The sequence below is a fragment of the Haemophilus sputorum HK 2154 genome, from assembly GCF_000287615.1.
Classification (GTDB): domain Bacteria; phylum Pseudomonadota; class Gammaproteobacteria; order Enterobacterales; family Pasteurellaceae; genus Haemophilus_A; species Haemophilus_A sputorum.
Genome location: NZ_ALJP01000009.1, coordinates 86,524 through 101,324 on the forward strand (window position 1 = coordinate 86,524; position 14,801 = coordinate 101,324).

General features: G+C 39.4%; 15 protein-coding genes and 1 other RNA gene. 12 read left to right on the forward strand and 4 right to left on the reverse strand.

The window, feature by feature from the left end; genetic code table 11:
• Positions 1 to 114: 114 nt before the first annotated feature.
• Positions 115 to 921 carry a zinc ABC transporter ATP-binding protein ZnuC gene (gene znuC, locus HMPREF1128_RS02925; RefSeq protein WP_010129894.1) on the reverse strand — a complete coding sequence of 269 codons (807 nt, stop codon included), beginning with the start codon at positions 919 to 921 and terminating at the stop codon, positions 115 to 117.
• Positions 922 to 1,047: 126 nt separating this feature from the next.
• Here znuC and mepM point away from each other — a divergent pair, with 126 nt between their 5' ends.
• The 8 genes from mepM to rdgB all read left to right on the forward strand — a co-directional run bounded on the left by mepM (position 1,048) and on the right by rdgB (position 9,923).
• The gene (gene mepM, locus HMPREF1128_RS02930; RefSeq protein ID WP_007525392.1) at positions 1,048 to 2,595 is read left to right on the forward strand and encodes a murein DD-endopeptidase MepM; all 1,548 of its coding nucleotides are present in this window, start codon (positions 1,048 to 1,050) and stop codon (positions 2,593 to 2,595) included.
• Between the two features lie 18 nt (positions 2,596 to 2,613).
• Positions 2,614 to 3,306 (forward strand): bifunctional protein-disulfide isomerase/oxidoreductase DsbC, encoded by a 693-nt coding sequence (gene dsbC / locus HMPREF1128_RS02935; protein WP_007525022.1) that lies wholly within the window; start codon positions 2,614 to 2,616, stop codon positions 3,304 to 3,306.
• 104 nt (positions 3,307 to 3,410) lie between these two features.
• Positions 3,411 to 5,126, forward strand: coding sequence for a single-stranded-DNA-specific exonuclease RecJ (recJ, locus tag HMPREF1128_RS02940; protein WP_007524872.1), 1,716 nt, complete (start codon positions 3,411 to 3,413; stop codon positions 5,124 to 5,126).
• A gap of 117 nt (positions 5,127 to 5,243) precedes the next feature.
• Positions 5,244 to 6,095, forward strand: a complete 852-nt coding sequence (locus HMPREF1128_RS02945; RefSeq protein ID WP_007524601.1) for an OmpA family protein — start codon at positions 5,244 to 5,246, stop codon at positions 6,093 to 6,095.
• Positions 6,096 to 6,187: 92 nt separating this feature from the next.
• The gene (locus tag HMPREF1128_RS02950; protein WP_007525209.1) at positions 6,188 to 7,006 is read left to right on the forward strand and encodes a pyridoxal phosphatase; all 819 of its coding nucleotides are present in this window, start codon (positions 6,188 to 6,190) and stop codon (positions 7,004 to 7,006) included.
• On the forward strand, positions 7,006 to 8,733 hold the full coding sequence (narQ, locus tag HMPREF1128_RS02955) for a nitrate/nitrite two-component system sensor histidine kinase NarQ (protein ID WP_007524164.1): 1,728 nt from the start codon (positions 7,006 to 7,008) through the stop codon (positions 8,731 to 8,733). The genes HMPREF1128_RS02950 and narQ overlap by 1 nt, the downstream gene beginning before the upstream one ends.
• A gap of 55 nt (positions 8,734 to 8,788) precedes the next feature.
• Positions 8,789 to 9,322, forward strand: coding sequence for a GNAT family N-acetyltransferase (locus tag HMPREF1128_RS02960; RefSeq protein WP_007524749.1), 534 nt, complete (start codon positions 8,789 to 8,791; stop codon positions 9,320 to 9,322).
• A 10-nt stretch (positions 9,323 to 9,332) separates the two neighbouring features.
• Positions 9,333 to 9,923 carry an RdgB/HAM1 family non-canonical purine NTP pyrophosphatase gene (gene rdgB, locus HMPREF1128_RS02965; protein ID WP_007524636.1) on the forward strand — a complete coding sequence of 197 codons (591 nt, stop codon included), beginning with the start codon at positions 9,333 to 9,335 and terminating at the stop codon, positions 9,921 to 9,923.
• 29 nt (positions 9,924 to 9,952) lie between these two features.
• Here the strand turns inward: rdgB and HMPREF1128_RS10205 are convergent, their stop codons facing one another.
• Genes HMPREF1128_RS10205 through HMPREF1128_RS02975 form a run of 3 tightly spaced genes read right to left on the reverse strand, consistent with a single transcriptional unit; the run spans position 9,953 to position 11,159 of the window.
• The gene (locus tag HMPREF1128_RS10205; RefSeq protein ID WP_007525180.1) at positions 9,953 to 10,105 is read right to left on the reverse strand and encodes a YoaH family protein; all 153 of its coding nucleotides are present in this window, start codon (positions 10,103 to 10,105) and stop codon (positions 9,953 to 9,955) included.
• Entirely contained in the window at positions 10,098 to 10,844 is a 747-nt protein-coding gene (gene truC, locus HMPREF1128_RS02970; protein ID WP_007524921.1) for a tRNA pseudouridine(65) synthase TruC, read from the reverse strand. The genes HMPREF1128_RS10205 and truC overlap by 8 nt, the downstream gene beginning before the upstream one ends.
• 3 nt (positions 10,845 to 10,847) lie before the next feature.
• Positions 10,848 to 11,159: a YqcC family protein gene (locus tag HMPREF1128_RS02975; protein ID WP_007525159.1), complete on the reverse strand. Its 312-nt coding sequence runs from the start codon at positions 11,157 to 11,159 to the stop codon at positions 10,848 to 10,850.
• Between the two features lie 67 nt (positions 11,160 to 11,226).
• On the opposite strand from HMPREF1128_RS02975, the gene trpCF reads away from it, so the two are divergent.
• From trpCF to HMPREF1128_RS02990, 4 genes are all read left to right on the forward strand, one after another.
• On the forward strand, positions 11,227 to 12,645 hold the full coding sequence (trpCF, locus tag HMPREF1128_RS02980; protein ID WP_007524966.1) for a bifunctional indole-3-glycerol-phosphate synthase TrpC/phosphoribosylanthranilate isomerase TrpF: 1,419 nt from the start codon (positions 11,227 to 11,229) through the stop codon (positions 12,643 to 12,645).
• Positions 12,646 to 12,691: 46 nt separating this feature from the next.
• An RNA gene (gene rnpB / locus HMPREF1128_RS10155) (RNase P RNA component class A) lies at positions 12,692 to 13,068 on the forward strand.
• A 74-nt stretch (positions 13,069 to 13,142) separates the two neighbouring features.
• Positions 13,143 to 13,766 (forward strand): DUF1007 family protein, encoded by a 624-nt coding sequence (locus HMPREF1128_RS02985; protein WP_007524347.1) that lies wholly within the window; start codon positions 13,143 to 13,145, stop codon positions 13,764 to 13,766.
• Positions 13,757 to 14,755 (forward strand): nickel/cobalt transporter, encoded by a 999-nt coding sequence (locus tag HMPREF1128_RS02990; RefSeq protein WP_007525362.1) that lies wholly within the window; start codon positions 13,757 to 13,759, stop codon positions 14,753 to 14,755. The genes HMPREF1128_RS02985 and HMPREF1128_RS02990 overlap by 10 nt, the downstream gene beginning before the upstream one ends.
• The last annotated feature ends 46 nt before the right edge of the window (positions 14,756 to 14,801 follow it).

Genomic DNA, 14,801 nt, shown 5'->3' on the forward strand with positions numbered 1-14,801 from the left:
GATTTTTGAATTTTTTTAACAAAAAAACAACAAAAAAAGAAGTACTTCTCCCTTTTAGCTCTTATTTACATAAAAATTAGCAAAATATTGGAAAAATTTAACCGCTTGTTATGCTTATTTTTCACACTGACAAACACCACTACAGATATCGCCATGTAAATTATGGTGGTGATTATGGTGATGTGAGTAAAAGGCTACGTTCTTCGCAAATTGGTCACCAAAGAAATGAATAAAATGCGGATCATTGGTAATCATTTCTGGAGAACCCGCGCAACAGATGTGTTTGTTTACACATAATACCTCATCGGTATTGGCCATTACGATATTTAAATCGTGCGAAACCATTAAAATTGCGCAATTTAACCAGCTTCTAGTGTGATTTAGTAGTTGATAGAGTTCCGTTTGCCCTGTAATATCCACACCTTGCATTGGTTCATCAAGCACTAACAGTTGTGGGTGATTTAAAATTGCACGCGCTAAAAGCACACGCTGTAATTCTCCACCGGAAAGTTTTTGCATGCTATTTTCGGTTAAATGCGTAATCGAGAGTAGCGTTAAAACTTCTTGGATATTCGTTTCAGTACAATTGGGCTTGAGTGATAAAAACTTATGCACGGTAATCGGCATTGAATGATCAAGATGTAACTTCTGAGGAACATAGCCGATTTTTAAGCCTTTTTGATGAATAACGCTGCCTTTTGTAGGTGTGAGTAACTTCAAAAGTACCTTAAGCAAGGTTGATTTGCCGCCGCCATTCGGACCTACAATGGTTGTAATTGAATTTGGATAAATGGCAAGATTGATATTTTGTAACGCATGATTGCCGTTAAAAGAGACGTCAATATGCTTGAGCTGAACCAACGGTTCTCCTTGCGCAGTAGTATTTTTTGATGAAATAGGCGTGAGTTTAGAAATTTGCATCATAATAAGAAATTAAGAAAAATCCTCATCAAATTAGCGGATTTTGATTAAAATGACAAGAATGAATTTTTGAGCCACGATTTTGTCAATAATTAGCATTTAAAAGAAAAAGAATTAGGATATATTTTGCAACACGTTATTTTAGCCAGAGATCGGAGAAAGAAAAAAAATCGCTTAAAAGTGATCTTGTTTCTTTCTGCGATTTTTTCTGTTTGTATCGGTATTTTACTTGCCGTCAAAAATCAAACGCCAGTAAATGAGCCTGAGCAACAGGCTTATGTTGCGTTAGAAGAGCGCGCGCCGGCAGCAACGGAAACTCAGACAGAAACTCAAACGATAGTAAACGATACGCCAACAGAATCAATAAAAGCAACTGATCCGAACGAAATACAAACAGCGCAATCAAACGAACCAGAAGAACAGGAAGCAGATGAAGAGTCTGAAAGCATGGGTAAAGAAGATCAAAATGCGACTTCTTATGATGATGAATTAGCTTCTGAAGATGATGCAGAAGAAGGCGATGAAACTGCGAAAACAGATGATAAACCTGAAGAAAAACTACCAGCAGAAGCAGAAAAAGTAATTGAAGATTTGCTAGATGTTGCCGATGAAGCGCTACGCATTCAAGACCAATTTAGCTATACGGTTACCAAAGGGGATAAATTAAAAGACGTATTAGAACAATCTGGTTTAGGTAATTCTGTTGCTAAAGCCTTAATCCGCCAATATCCTTCACTTGGGAATTTGGAGGCTGGACAGCAATTTTATTGGGTGTTGGATAAACACGGCGAACTAGAATATATGAACTGGTTGGTTTCTGAAAAAGAAGAACGTATTTACGAACGCCAAAGTAACGGTAGCTTTGCTTATCAAAAAATTGAGAAGCAAGGGGTATGGCGTCAAGATGTAGTTCGTGGTGTGATTCAGGGCAGTTTTGCGTCTAGCTTAAAAGATGTTGGGCTATCGGATCGCCAAATTAACCAACTAGCGGTCGGATTACAGTCACAAATTGCAACTAGCAAATTGAAAAAAGGAGATCGTTTTGCTATTTTGGTGAAACGAGAATATATCAACGGCACTGTGACTGATTTAGGAAATGTGGAAGGGATTTTGGTTTCTAACGAAGGCAAAAAATATTATGCAATTCAAGCGGATAACGGACGTTATTATAGCTCACACGGGGAAACCTTAAGCCGAGGATTTGCGCGAATTCCGCTTTTATTTAATGCACGAGTATCATCCCCATATAATCCAAGACGACTCCATCCAATTACTAAGCGAGTTCGCCCGCATAATGGCGTGGACTTTGGCGTACCAACGGGTACACCAGTTATCGCACCTAGTGATGGGGTAGTTGAACATGTGGCATTCCAAGCACGAGGCGCGGGGCGCTACATTAAGGTTCGCCATGGACATATTACGACTGTTTATATGCACTTGAGTAAACCGCTTGTCAGAGCTGGACAATCAGTGAAAAAAGGGGAGCGTATTGCGCTTTCTGGAAACACAGGTGGCTCGACGGGGCCACACTTACACTATGAATTCCATATTAACGGACGTCCAGTTAACCCGATGACTGTTAAATTACCGGGATCTGGAACCGGAATGGAAAGCAAAGAACGTAAAAACTTCTTAGAACGCGCGAAAAGCGTGGAAGCGAAACTTAAACTTTAATTGAAATAGGAAAATTAAATGAAAAAGACCAAAATTGCCTTATTAGCCTTATCATTATTCGCAGGCTCGGCGATGGCAGATGATGCTTCATTAAAAAGCAGCTTAGAAAAAATCGGGGCAACGAATGTTCGTTTGTCTGAATCGCCTTTACCAGGGTTTAGATTGGCAACCTCGAATGAAGGTATAGTACACATTAGCGAGAATGGTCAATATGTTGTGCAAGGTAATTTTAACGTTCTGGAATTAAAAAACGGTAAAGCGACAGACATTACACATAAAGCACAAATGGCAAGCCTTAATGCGTTAAGTAATGAAATGATTATTTATCCAGCAAAACAAGAAAAACATGTTGTGACTGTATTTATGGATATTACTTGCCACTATTGCCATATTTTATTTGAAAATGTCAAAGCTTATAACGAAGAAGGGATTACATTACGTTTCTTAGCGTTTCCTCGTGCGGGCGTAAACACTCAAACAGCAAAACAAATGGAAGCAATTTGGCAAGCTAAAGATCGTATGAAAGCATTAGAAGATGCTGAAGCGGGTAACTTACCAAAAGAGTTAAAAACCCCAAATCTGGTGAAAAAACATTATGAATTAGGGATTCAATTTGGCGTAACGGGTACACCATATATGGTCACGGATAAAGGGGAAGTTATCGGGGGATATGTGCCGGCTAAAGAATTAGCGAAAATGTTAAGCGAATAAACCCCGATTTACGAAATATTCTATTTATAGACACAAGCGGTCTGATTTTGTAAAATTTTTACCAAATCAGACCGCTTTATATTAGAAAATTTTTAGAGAACATTGTGCAGCCTATTATTCAGCAACGCGCTAGACAGACAACCGCGCATCTATCAGATCATCCATTACTCAATCGTTTATACCAAAGTCGCGGAGTGAAATCTCCCGAAGAGCTTGTGCATACTTTCCCCGCCTTACTTACCCCTAATCGACTAGCAAATATTGAGCCAGCAGTTGAGTTGCTTTTAGGAGCTTTTCAAACACAAAAGCGGATTGTCATTGTGGGCGATTTTGATGCAGATGGTGCAACTAGCACAGCATTGGCGATGTTAGCTTTACGCCAGTTTGGTTTTAAGCATGTGGCGTATTTAATCCCAGATCGTTTCTCGCAAGGCTATGGTTTAAGTGTTGCGGTTGCTAAAATGGTATTAGCAAAAGGCGCTGATTTAGTGATGACTGTGGATAATGGGATCTCATCTTTTGAAGGCATTGCATTATTAAAATCGCATGGTGTTCAGGTATTGGTTACCGATCACCATTTACCAGCAGAACAGCTTCCTGATGCAGATGCAATGGTGAATCCTAATTTAGTTGATTGTGAGTTTCCGTCTAAATCACTTGCTGGAGTTGGTGTGACTTTTTATGTCATGATGGCATTAAGAGCCCAAATGCGTGAACGTAATCTATTTAATGGAAAAGAACCGAATATTGCGAATTTATTAGATCTTGTTGCATTAGGAACGGTGGCTGATGTTGTGCCACTTGATCAGAATAACCGCATTTTAGTTCAGCAAGGATTAGCAAGAATTCGCGCTGGATATTGTCGTCCAGGCATTCGGGCTTTAATTGAGGTGGGAAAACGTAGTTTAGATTCTTTGCAAGCAAGTGATTTGGGTTTTGCAATTGCACCTAGATTGAATGCTGCTGGACGTTTAGAAAATATGTCATTAGGTGTGGAGTTGTTATTAACTGACAATATGGATTTAGCGCGTCAATTAGCTTTAGAGTTAGATGAACTGAATCAAACCCGAAAATCTTTTGAACAAGAGATGAAGGCTGAAGCGTTAGCCATTTGTGCTAAATTACCACAACTTAATCAAGAAGCACAGGCGCATGGCATTGTGCTTTATCAACCTGATTGGCATCAAGGTGTTATTGGTATTTTAGCTTCTCGCATTAAAGATCAATTTCATCGTCCGGTTATTGTGTTTGCGCAAGAATCTGATGAGAGTGAATATTTAAAAGGCTCTGCCCGTTCAATTAGCGGATTGCATATGCGAGATGTGTTAGAACGAATTGATTCACAACATCCAAACCTGATTTTAAAGTTTGGCGGGCATGCCATGGCGGCAGGTTTAACCTTACATCAAGCTAATTTAAGCGCTTTTCAAAAAGTCTTTGATGAAACGATTGATGAGATGTTAACGCCAGAACAATTAAAAGGGATTATTTACACCGATGGTGAATTAAAAGCGGGTGAATTTTCTCTCGAAATTGCAGAATTATTACAACAATCTGGCCCTTGGGGACAGCATTTCCCTGAACCGACTTTTGAAGGGGATTTTCGCCTTTTGCAACAAAGATTATTAGCAGGCAAGCATTTAAAAATGATGGTGGAAAATGCCTATGGCCAATTATTTGATGCAATTTGGTTTAATGTTGATACTCGATTTTTCCCTGATTTTTCCTTAAAACAGGCTAAATTAGTTTATAAACTTGACATAAATGAATACAAAGGTAACCGTAATTTACAATTGCGGGTTGAAAGCGTAATTGTTTAATAAATATCATAGATAAAACTAGAATTAGAAAAAAGAGTGTTGTAGAATTTGAAAGCCTCAATTCAACTAGAACTGATGAGCTGAAAAGTTTTAACTCAAATAAAGGAATAAATAACGATGAAAAAAACAGCTGTTTTTCGTGGATTATTACTTTCAAGTGTAGCACTTGCAGTCGCAGCTTGTGGTAATTTAAGCAAGGTGACAGATGAAGGTACTACGGAGAACCCAGTGTTCCCTAAAATTGCCGAATCTGAATTTAACCATGATGGTTCACAATTTGGTTCATGGCCAAACTGGGAAAATGTGCGTCAAATTGAACGTGGTATGAACAAAGACCAAATCTATAACCTAATTGGTCGCCCACACTTTGAAGAAGGTTTATACGGCGTGCGTGAATGGGATTACGCGTTTAACTACCGTGAGCAAGGCGTGCACAAAATTTGTCAATACAAAATTTTATTTGACAAAAACATGAACGCACAAAGCTTCTTCTGGTACCCGAATGGTTGTAATGGTAACTCTTCATTTAACTTAAGCGGTGACTTCTTATTCGACTTCGATAAAGATACTTTAACTGCGAAAGGTCGTGAAGTGGTTGATAACGTTGCTCAACAATTAAAATCTTCTGGTGCTGCAAAAGTTAAAATTGAAGGTTATACAGACCGTTTAGGTTCAGTAGCATATAACTTAGACTTATCTAACCGTCGTGCTAACCGCGTGAAAAACCGCTTAATCGAACAAGGCGTGAACGCTGAATTCGAGGCAATCGGTCACGGTAAAGCAAACCAAGTTAAAGCTTGTGCAGGTATGAAAGGTCAAGCAGAGAAAGATTGTTTACGTCCTAACCGTCGTGTAATCATTTCTGCAAGTGGTAACGTATTAACACAACAAGAAGGTGCTAACGTTGCAGGTCCTAATGGTCCAGCGCCACTTTACCAAACTCCGGCTTACAACAACGGTAATAAATAATTTACAGGGTATTGAATACTCAGTAGAATGAGAAGGGTAGCGAAAGCTGCCCTTTTTTATTTCTTGTTAACTATCAGAATAAGGAACGATTTATGCAATATCAGGCTATCGCATTTGACCTTGACGGCACTCTACTTTCTCCGAATGCCACAATTTTAGCTTCTAGCAAAGAAGCTATTGAGAAAGCGCGAGCTAAAGGCATTAAGGTCTTTTTTGTGACAGGACGCCATCATACGGCTGTGCGACCTTATTATGCAGAAATTGATTTAGATACACCGGTTGTTTGTTGTAACGGCACTTATCTTTACGATTTTAAACAAGAAAAAGTATTAGCAGGCAATCCGCTTTCACCTACACTTGCCTCCTCCTTAATTAACAGTGCGCAAGCACAGGGCATTCATACAGCAGTTTATTTTCGTGATGCAATGACCTATGAACAGTTAAATCCACATTTTACCAAATTCCAAAAATGGGTTGCGAGTTGCCCTGAAGCGGTTCGCCCAGATGTCCATCAAGTAGAAAAATTCCAACAAGAAATTGATAAAGGTATAACAGTTTGGAAAGTGCTGATTAGTGATCCTGATTTAGCTAAAATGCGTGCTTTTGTTGAAACCTTGCCAACCGATCAAGTTAGTGCTGAATGGTCTTGGGTTGATAGAGTTGATATTACCGCGGTTGGTAATGGCAAAGGCACGCGATTATTAGAATTGTTAGAAATGGAAAATATTGATCCGCAAGCGGTTGTTGCTTTTGGCGATAACTTTAATGATATTTCTATGTTACAAGCGGTCGGATTAGGAATTGCAATGGCAGGTTCTGAAACCGATGTTCAAGCTGCTGCTAAACAAACTATCGGACCAAATAGTGAAGATAGTATTGCTCAAACCTTAAAAACGCTTTTTGATCTCTAATGCGTAGCGTACTTACTCAGTCTAAACACTCGATTGCTTATCGCATTGGGCGTTATTTCTTTATTATGATTGCCTTTGCTACACTGATTAGTGTCATCTCTTTTGGCATTATGTGGAGCAACCAATCCGATGCTAGCCTGATAAACTTATCAGGCTCTTTGCGTTTCCAAAGCTACCGTTTTTTATATGAAATGGATCAATACCCTGCACGGTTACCTGAACGCTTAGCTGATTATCAAAACGACCTTCAACAATTAGAAAAACGTGCCTTTTCCTCAAGTTGGCTTGTTTCAAGTGAAATGCAAGAGAGCTATAAAGAGCTTAAAGCAGACTGGCAAGAAATGGCAGATTATATTCTTAAACAGGATAAAGCCAGTTATTCTGCGAATATTAGCAATTACGTGGATAAAGCCGATCAATTTGTTGTGGCATTACAAAAACAAGCAGAGCGCAAACTAGATATTGCGATTGGCATTATCGTGCTTTCTATGTTGCTGATTGTCGCGCTCGCTTATTATGGCGTATGGTACACACGTCGCCACGTTATTCGACATTTAGATAAATTAGTTACAGCCAGCCAACAGGTGCAAAATCGAGATTTTAACCACATTCAATTAGCAACGGATGAACCGAATGAATTGGGCGTTTTTTCTCGCGCATTTACTGAAATGGCCGATGAACTCAGCCGTTTTTACACCTCATTAGAAGATAAAGTGCAGGATAAAACTCGTCGTCTTACGGCAGTAAACCGTTCATTGATGGTGCTTTATCATTGTTCCCAAATTTTAACTTCTAAACCAATTAACCAAAGCTTATTGAAACAGGTATTAGAAACGGTTTTAAATAATGAGCAGCTTATTGGAATTGGTATTGATGTTTATGGCGCAGATTATTGGAATGTTGAATTAGATAACGATCTGTTAAAAGCATGGCGTTATCATGAAATTGCGATTGAGAATGAAAAAGTTGCGATGTTGCGCTGGAAATCCTCATTGCTTTGTCCAGATGAGCGTTTAATTCACAGTGTCGCAGAAATGATTGGACGTAGCATTTATGTAGTACAAAATCATAAACAGCAACAACAACTGATTTTAATGGAAGAGCGGGCGATCATCGCGCGTGAGTTGCATGATTCTTTAGCACAATCGCTTACGTTCTTGAAAATTCAAGTGAGTTTATTAAAACGAAATTGTGAAGACCCGCAAAAGTTAGCGAATCAAAAAGCAATTTTGTCAGACTTAGAACAAGCGTTAAATGGTGCTTATAGCCAATTAAGAGAGCTACTTTCTACATTCCGATTAACGATTGAAGAAGCAAATCTTACACGGGCATTAGAAAATGTTTTGGATAGCTTACGAAGCCGAACATCAGCAAAAATAGTGCTAGATTGTCGATTGCCATCGTTAATGTTTAATGCTCAACAACAAGTGCATGTGCTACAAATTGTTCGTGAAGCCGTTACCAATGCAATTAAACATGCAAACGCTTCATTGATTGAGGTTATCGCAGAGATTAACGCTGATGGAGAACCTTGTCTGATTATTCGCGATAACGGTAAGGGAATTGGCCAAGCGATTGAGCCTAGTGGACATTATGGGCTCATGATTATGAAAGAGCGCACTTGTGAGCTTAATGGTGAGTTAAGTATTGGTGATCGTCCTGAAGAAGAAGGCATATCAGGCACGATGATAAAAGTTGTCTTGCCAAATTTAGCGAGCAAGCGGTAGGATTTTTTTGGATTTTTGCAAATTGAGATAAAAGAGATAAGGAGAGAAAATAACCATGCAAATTCGCAAATCAACAGAAGCGGATTTTGAAGCCATTTTAGCTATTTATAACTTAGCGATTCCAACTAAACAAATCACGGCGGATTTAACTTTCGCGACCAAAGAAAATCGCCGTGCGTGGTTCGATTTTCATTTAACCAGTGAGAAATATCCTATTTGGACAGTGGAAGATGAAACTGGTGTTGCAGGTTGGTTTAGTTTTTCTCCGTTTTATGAGCGCGCAGCATTTGCACCAACTTCAGAAATCAGCATCTATTTGGCTGAAGAGGCTAAAGGCAAAGGCTATGGTTCTAAGATTATTGAATTTATGCAAGCAGAAATGCTTAACCATGGCATCCATACTTTGATGGCATATGTGTTTGAATTAAATGAAGTCAGTCAGAATTTGATGAAAAAGCATGGTTTTGCTGAATGGGGGCGTTTTCTCAATATTGCAAATATGAAGCAAACAGAGCAAGAACCTGATTGCTGGCGAACATTATTGATGATGTCTTACCAAAAAGGCATTGAAACTCAGAAAAATGAATAAGGAAAATCCAATGGATAAAATGAAAGTAGTACTTGCCACAGGAAACCAAGGCAAAGTCAAAGAGATGGCAGATGTGCTAGGAAGTTTTGGCTTTGAAGTGTTGGCACAAAGTGAATTTAACTTAGATTCGCCAGAAGAAACCGGGTTAACTTTTGTAGAAAATGCATTATTAAAAGCACGTTATGCTTCTAAAATGACTGGTTTACCTGCGATTGCCGATGATTCCGGCTTAGCTGTTTTGGCATTAGGTGGTGCACCAGGGCTTTATTCTGCGCGTTATGCAGGTGAAGAGGCCGATGATGCACAAAATCGTCAAAAACTTTTACGAGAAATGACAGATAAAACAGATCGCCAAGCAAAATTCGTCTGCTGTTTAGTTTTCTTACGCCATGAGACAGACCCGAACCCAATTATTGCATTAGGCGAATGTCAGGGTGAAATTTTGTATGAAGAACGCGGCGAAAATGGCTTTGGTTATGACTCTCTCTTTTTCTATCCACCTAAAGGATGCACTTTTGCAGAGTTGTCATCGGCAGAGAAAAAATCGGTGTCTCACCGTGGGAATGCCTTAGCTTTATTAAAAGCACAATTAAGCCGTTAATCAAAAACGCCGTTTATCGGCGTTTTGTTTTATGGCTTATTCGCTTGATGTTGCTCGCGTAAGCGATTGGCAATAATTTGAATTGCTTCGCCCATTGGAATGCCTTGTTGGGCAAGCTTTTGAATCTCTTCTACGGCAGCTTGTTGCTGTTCATGTGTGAGTGAAAGTAACGCGTCATCCATTTAATGCTCCTGATAAAATATGCTGAATCGGCCAATTAAAATGTTGGCAAAGTTGTTGCCATTGTTCATCTAGTGGGGCGCAAATTGTAATTACTTGTTGCGTTTTGGGGTGCTTAAAACTTAGCTGATAAGCATGCAACATTAAACGTGAGCATCCAGTATGTGTAGTTAATGCGCGATTTTGGTGTAAATCGCCATATTTACTGTCGCCCATAATCGGATGAAACAGATGTTTCATATGCCGTCTGAGTTGATGTTTTCGTCCAGTTTTTGGGAAAAGTGCGACCAAACTATAACGAGCAGAACTATGTTTTCCCGCTGGATAAGGCATTTCGACTTTTGCAAGTTGTCGATAAAAAGTGACCGCTTGCTGAGCCTCTTTCTCTTGGCTGAATTTATCCGCAATCTTATCTAAAATCACTTTCAGCGGATAATCAATTTCGCCTTCTCCCTCTAAATAGCCACGCACAACCGCCAAATAACTTTTTTGTGTTTGATGCTGTTCAAATTGTTCGCTCATTAAGCGTGCCATTTCACTATTTAGCGCAAAAAGCAATACACCTGAGGTTGGGCGGTCTAAGCGATGAATCGGAAAAACATGCTGACCAATTTGATCGCGCAATGTTTGCATGGCAAATTGGGTTTCATGCTTATCTAACCAACTGCGATGAACCAACATTCCCGCCGGTTTATTGATTGCAATCAGCTCCTCATCTTGATAAAGAATATCTAACAGCATGGCTTAATCTTTCAGCAATAATTCAATGGCTAGCACAGGTTGTGTAATCGCACTTAGATAGATTTCGTTTTTTAATGCTTCTTCCAAATAAGGCGTAATAGCAAAATTACGAGGCAATGTGGCTTTAGCTTCTAATAAAGCATGCATGCGAGGAATAAAGATCCATTGTAGCCATTGTGTTGGGCTTAATGATTCTACACAAAACGGTTGAGTACTTGCTAAAGCCTCTGCGCTTGGGGCAATCGACTCCCATTGTTTATGCGCTTTTAAGGCTGTTTCTAAATCAATTAAATGTTGTTTTAAACGAGATTCCATATTTTCTATTTTAAATGAGTAAGGTAATATTGAACGCAATTTTAACACTTTTAAGCAGGTTCGACTAATGCAACAATTACAAACACAACCAACAATCTTACAAAAAATTGTGCAAGATAAAGCGATTTGGGTAGCGCAGAAGCAACAAGCATTCCCGCTTTCCGAATTTCAAGCGAAAATCACAAAAAGTGAACGTAACTTTTATGCGGCAATGAAGCAAGGCACGCATGATGTACCCGCGTATATTTTAGAGTGTAAAAAAGCTTCACCGTCAAAGGGCTTAATTCGTGCTGAATTTGATTTAGATGCGATTGCGCAAGTGTATAAACATTATGCTACTGCAATTTCCGTACTGACCGATGAACAATATTTCCAAGGCGATTTTGCTTATTTAAACCAAGTTAGTGCGCAAACCAGCCAGCCGATTTTATGCAAAGATTTCATGATTTCTGCTTATCAAGTCTATTTAGCGCGTTTTCATCAAGCCGATGCGATTTTATTGATGCTTTCAGTATTAGATGATGAAACTTATCGTGAACTAGCAGACGTAGCACACTCATTAGGTATGGGCATTTTAACGGAAACCAGTAACGAAGCCGAATTTGAACGGGCATTAGCATTAGGTGCAAAAGTCATTGGGGTAAACAATCGTGATCTTCATACACTAACCATTGATATGAATCGCATTGTACAGCTTGTTGAAAAATATCAAGCACAAATTCCGTCTGATGTTTGTTTAGTCTCGGAATCGGGGATTTATGATCACCAACAAGTTAAAACAATCAAGCCATTTGCCAAAGCATTTTTGATTGGCAGTAGCTTAATGGGAAGTTCAGATCTCAATAATGCAGTAAGAAATGTGATTTATGGTGAGAATAAAGTTTGCGGGCTTACTCGTATTGAAGATATTCAAGCGGTTTATCAGTTAGGTTATTTATATGGCGGATTGATTTTTGCAGAAGGTTCACCGCGTCAGCTTTCACTACGCCAAGCACAAGAGTTAGTTGTGCATGCACCACTGCGCTATGTGGGCGTATTCCAAAATCAAGCGGTCGAATTTGTTGAGAAAATTGCAAAACAACTTTCGCTATTTGCGGTGCAGCTTCATGGTGATGAAGATGAGATCTATATTGCCGAATTAGCCGAAAAATTAGGCGAAGGTATTCAAATCTGGAAGGCATTATCAGTATCAACAGAAGCTGGCCAAATTCACTTTACGGAAAACCCTCGCGTGAGTCGTTATGTTTTAGATTCACAACATGGCACACAACAGGGGGGGACGGGCAAAACGTTTGATTGGTCGCTTATTCCGCAAAGTCTTAAAAATAAAGCTTTATTAGCGGGCGGAATTTCGCCTGATAATATTGAGCAAGCCTTAGCACAAGGCTGCTTAGGGGTTGATCTCAACTCTGGAATTGAACAAAATAAAGGCGTAAAAGATCTGGTTAAATTGACCGCTTGTGCAATTCAACTTTTGAAAGCTTAAAAATCTACATATAGCTATTTCAATCTAGATTCGCTATACTAGCGCCCGAGTTGGTTAGACAATCGCTGGTTTATTGAAGCCCTTAACCGTGTTCGCACGACCTAGTGGGACAAGTAAACGAGAGGAAAGTCCGAGCTACACAGGGCAGAGTGCCAGATAACGTCTGGGCGGCGTGAGCCGACGACCAGTGCAACAGAGAGCAGACCGCCGCGTAAGCGGTAAGGGTGAAAGGGTGCGGTAAGAGCGCACCGCGTGAGTGGTAACATTTCACGGCAGGGTAAACTCCACTCGTAGCAAGACCAAATAGGAACTCAATGGATGGCCCGTCCAGAGTTCGGGTAGGTTGCTTGAGCACAATAGCGATGTTGTGCCTAGAGGAATGATTGTCCACGACAGAACTCGGCTTATCGACCAACTCACTAGATTTCAGCGAATCGTTTTTAAACGGTTCGCTTTTTTCTTATCTAGCCGATTAAAATCACCAAATGGGAATAAAAATGAAATTTCGCGCAATTTTTGCATTATCTAGTTTATGGTTTGCTACAGAGGCAAGCGCCCATCCTCATTCGTTTTTAGATATTCAAACAAAAGCACTCATGCAAGAAACTCAACTCACAGGGTTTCAGATGCATTGGACTTTAGATGAAATTGCTTCCGCTGAATTAATTTACGAAGTAAAAAGCAGTAAAAATCCAGAGGAAACCAAAAAGAAGATCACTCAAGAGATGATTGATACGGCAAAAAATGAGCATTATTTTAGCTATCTTTATAATGCTAACGGAGAGTTGCAGAAATTTACGGATAAACCAACAGACTATGCATTTGAGATTGCGCAAAACCGCATTGTGTTTAGGGTGAAATTTTATTTAGAAACGCCGCAAGAATTAAAAAATGCGCCAGCCACACTGATGAGTTATGAGCCAACTTATTACATGGGCATTGAATATAATCGCCATAGTGATGTCAGTATTAGTAATAGCGCATGTCAGATTCGTATTGAACAGCCAAAAGTCGATCAATCGCTGCGCCTTTATGCGTCTAATTTAGATAAAAATGAGACACCTGATGATCTTTCATTAGGGCGTCAATTTGCACAACGAGTAATAATGGTATGCGAGTAAAAACAGGATTAAGCGTCATTTTGTTATTGATAATAGCTGTCGGGCTTTATTGGCTCTATCCGACATTACTTTATCAGGTGATGGAATGGCAAAAAAGTTTTAACTTAAGCTTATCTTCCGCCTTACATGCCTTAAAAGCGCATGAGCAGCAAGCAGGCTGGACATTAGCTGGAATTAGCTTCCTCTATGGCGTTTTTCATGCGGTTGGACCTGGACATGGTAAGGTAATTTTAAGTAGCTATTTATCATTGGAAAATACAGCAATCAAACATGCCATGAAAATTAGTTTAGCATCAGCGTTGGTGCAGGGCTTAGTTGCGGTTTCATTGGTTTCTGTGATTGTAGTGGTATTTACCTTATCTAGACAGTATTTTAACTTAACATTGCTTTGGGTTGAGCGGATGAGTTTTGCTCTGATGTTACTTTTCGGGCTTTATTGGGTTTATCGCGCTTATCAAGCTCAGCGTAAAGCGAGCACTCCTAAAATGCAGTTCCGTCATTTCACGCCTTTGCAAAAAAATGTGCAAAATCGACCGCTTGTAACACGCTCTTCTTTGAATATATCGTCATCTCATGATAGTTGTGGTTGTGGCCATCAACATTTGCCTTCTCAAGCAGAACTTCAGAAGCCACAAGACTGGCGGACATCATTAATGTTAATTTTCAGTATTGGTATTCGCCCTTGTTCTGGTGCCATTTTAGTCTTATTTTTGGCCTACACATTAGATATTTATGCTTGGGGAATGCTTTCTGCGATGGCCATGGCGTTAGGCACTGGTATCACACTTTGCTTGTTCGCTTTATTGGTATTGGGACTTAGACAAAAAGCTGTTTCTTTAAGTCGCTTTTATTTTTCCACAAAAACAAACCGCCGTTTGCTTTCGATAATTAAGTTTGGACTAGGTTTATTACTTGTTGTCATGGCAATATTGTTACTGCATAGCAGCTTTTTAACAGAAAATGTACCAAATACGTTTTTTAAACGCTAGCTGACTTTTTTATGAATTAGATTTAAAAAACTTTTCAAATGTTGAA

What these genes read in the sequence shown, in the direction of transcription:
- HMPREF1128_RS02975 (WP_007525159.1), bottom strand. Translation starts at nt 11,159, where the DNA reads ATGGAATCTCGTTTAAAACAACATTTAATTGATTTAGAAACAGCCTTA.
- HMPREF1128_RS02960 (WP_007524749.1), top strand. Translation starts at nt 8,789, where the DNA reads ATGCAAATTCGCAAATCAACAGAAGCGGATTTTGAAGCCATTTTAGCT.
- truC (WP_007524921.1), bottom strand. Translation starts at nt 10,844, where the DNA reads ATGCTGTTAGATATTCTTTATCAAGATGAGGAGCTGATTGCAATCAAT.
- HMPREF1128_RS02950 (WP_007525209.1), top strand. Translation starts at nt 6,188, where the DNA reads ATGCAATATCAGGCTATCGCATTTGACCTTGACGGCACTCTACTTTCT.
- HMPREF1128_RS02985 (WP_007524347.1), top strand. Translation starts at nt 13,143, where the DNA reads ATGAAATTTCGCGCAATTTTTGCATTATCTAGTTTATGGTTTGCTACA.
- znuC (WP_010129894.1), bottom strand. Translation starts at nt 921, where the DNA reads ATGCAAATTTCTAAACTCACGCCTATTTCATCAAAAAATACTACTGCG.
- narQ (WP_007524164.1), top strand. Translation starts at nt 7,006, where the DNA reads ATGCGTAGCGTACTTACTCAGTCTAAACACTCGATTGCTTATCGCATT.
- HMPREF1128_RS10205 (WP_007525180.1), bottom strand. Translation starts at nt 10,105, where the DNA reads ATGGATGACGCGTTACTTTCACTCACACATGAACAGCAACAAGCTGCC.
- dsbC (WP_007525022.1), top strand. Translation starts at nt 2,614, where the DNA reads ATGAAAAAGACCAAAATTGCCTTATTAGCCTTATCATTATTCGCAGGC.
- HMPREF1128_RS02945 (WP_007524601.1), top strand. Translation starts at nt 5,244, where the DNA reads ATGAAAAAAACAGCTGTTTTTCGTGGATTATTACTTTCAAGTGTAGCA.
- HMPREF1128_RS02990 (WP_007525362.1), top strand. Translation starts at nt 13,757, where the DNA reads ATGCGAGTAAAAACAGGATTAAGCGTCATTTTGTTATTGATAATAGCT.
- rdgB (WP_007524636.1), top strand. Translation starts at nt 9,333, where the DNA reads ATGGATAAAATGAAAGTAGTACTTGCCACAGGAAACCAAGGCAAAGTC.
- trpCF (WP_007524966.1), top strand. Translation starts at nt 11,227, where the DNA reads ATGCAACAATTACAAACACAACCAACAATCTTACAAAAAATTGTGCAA.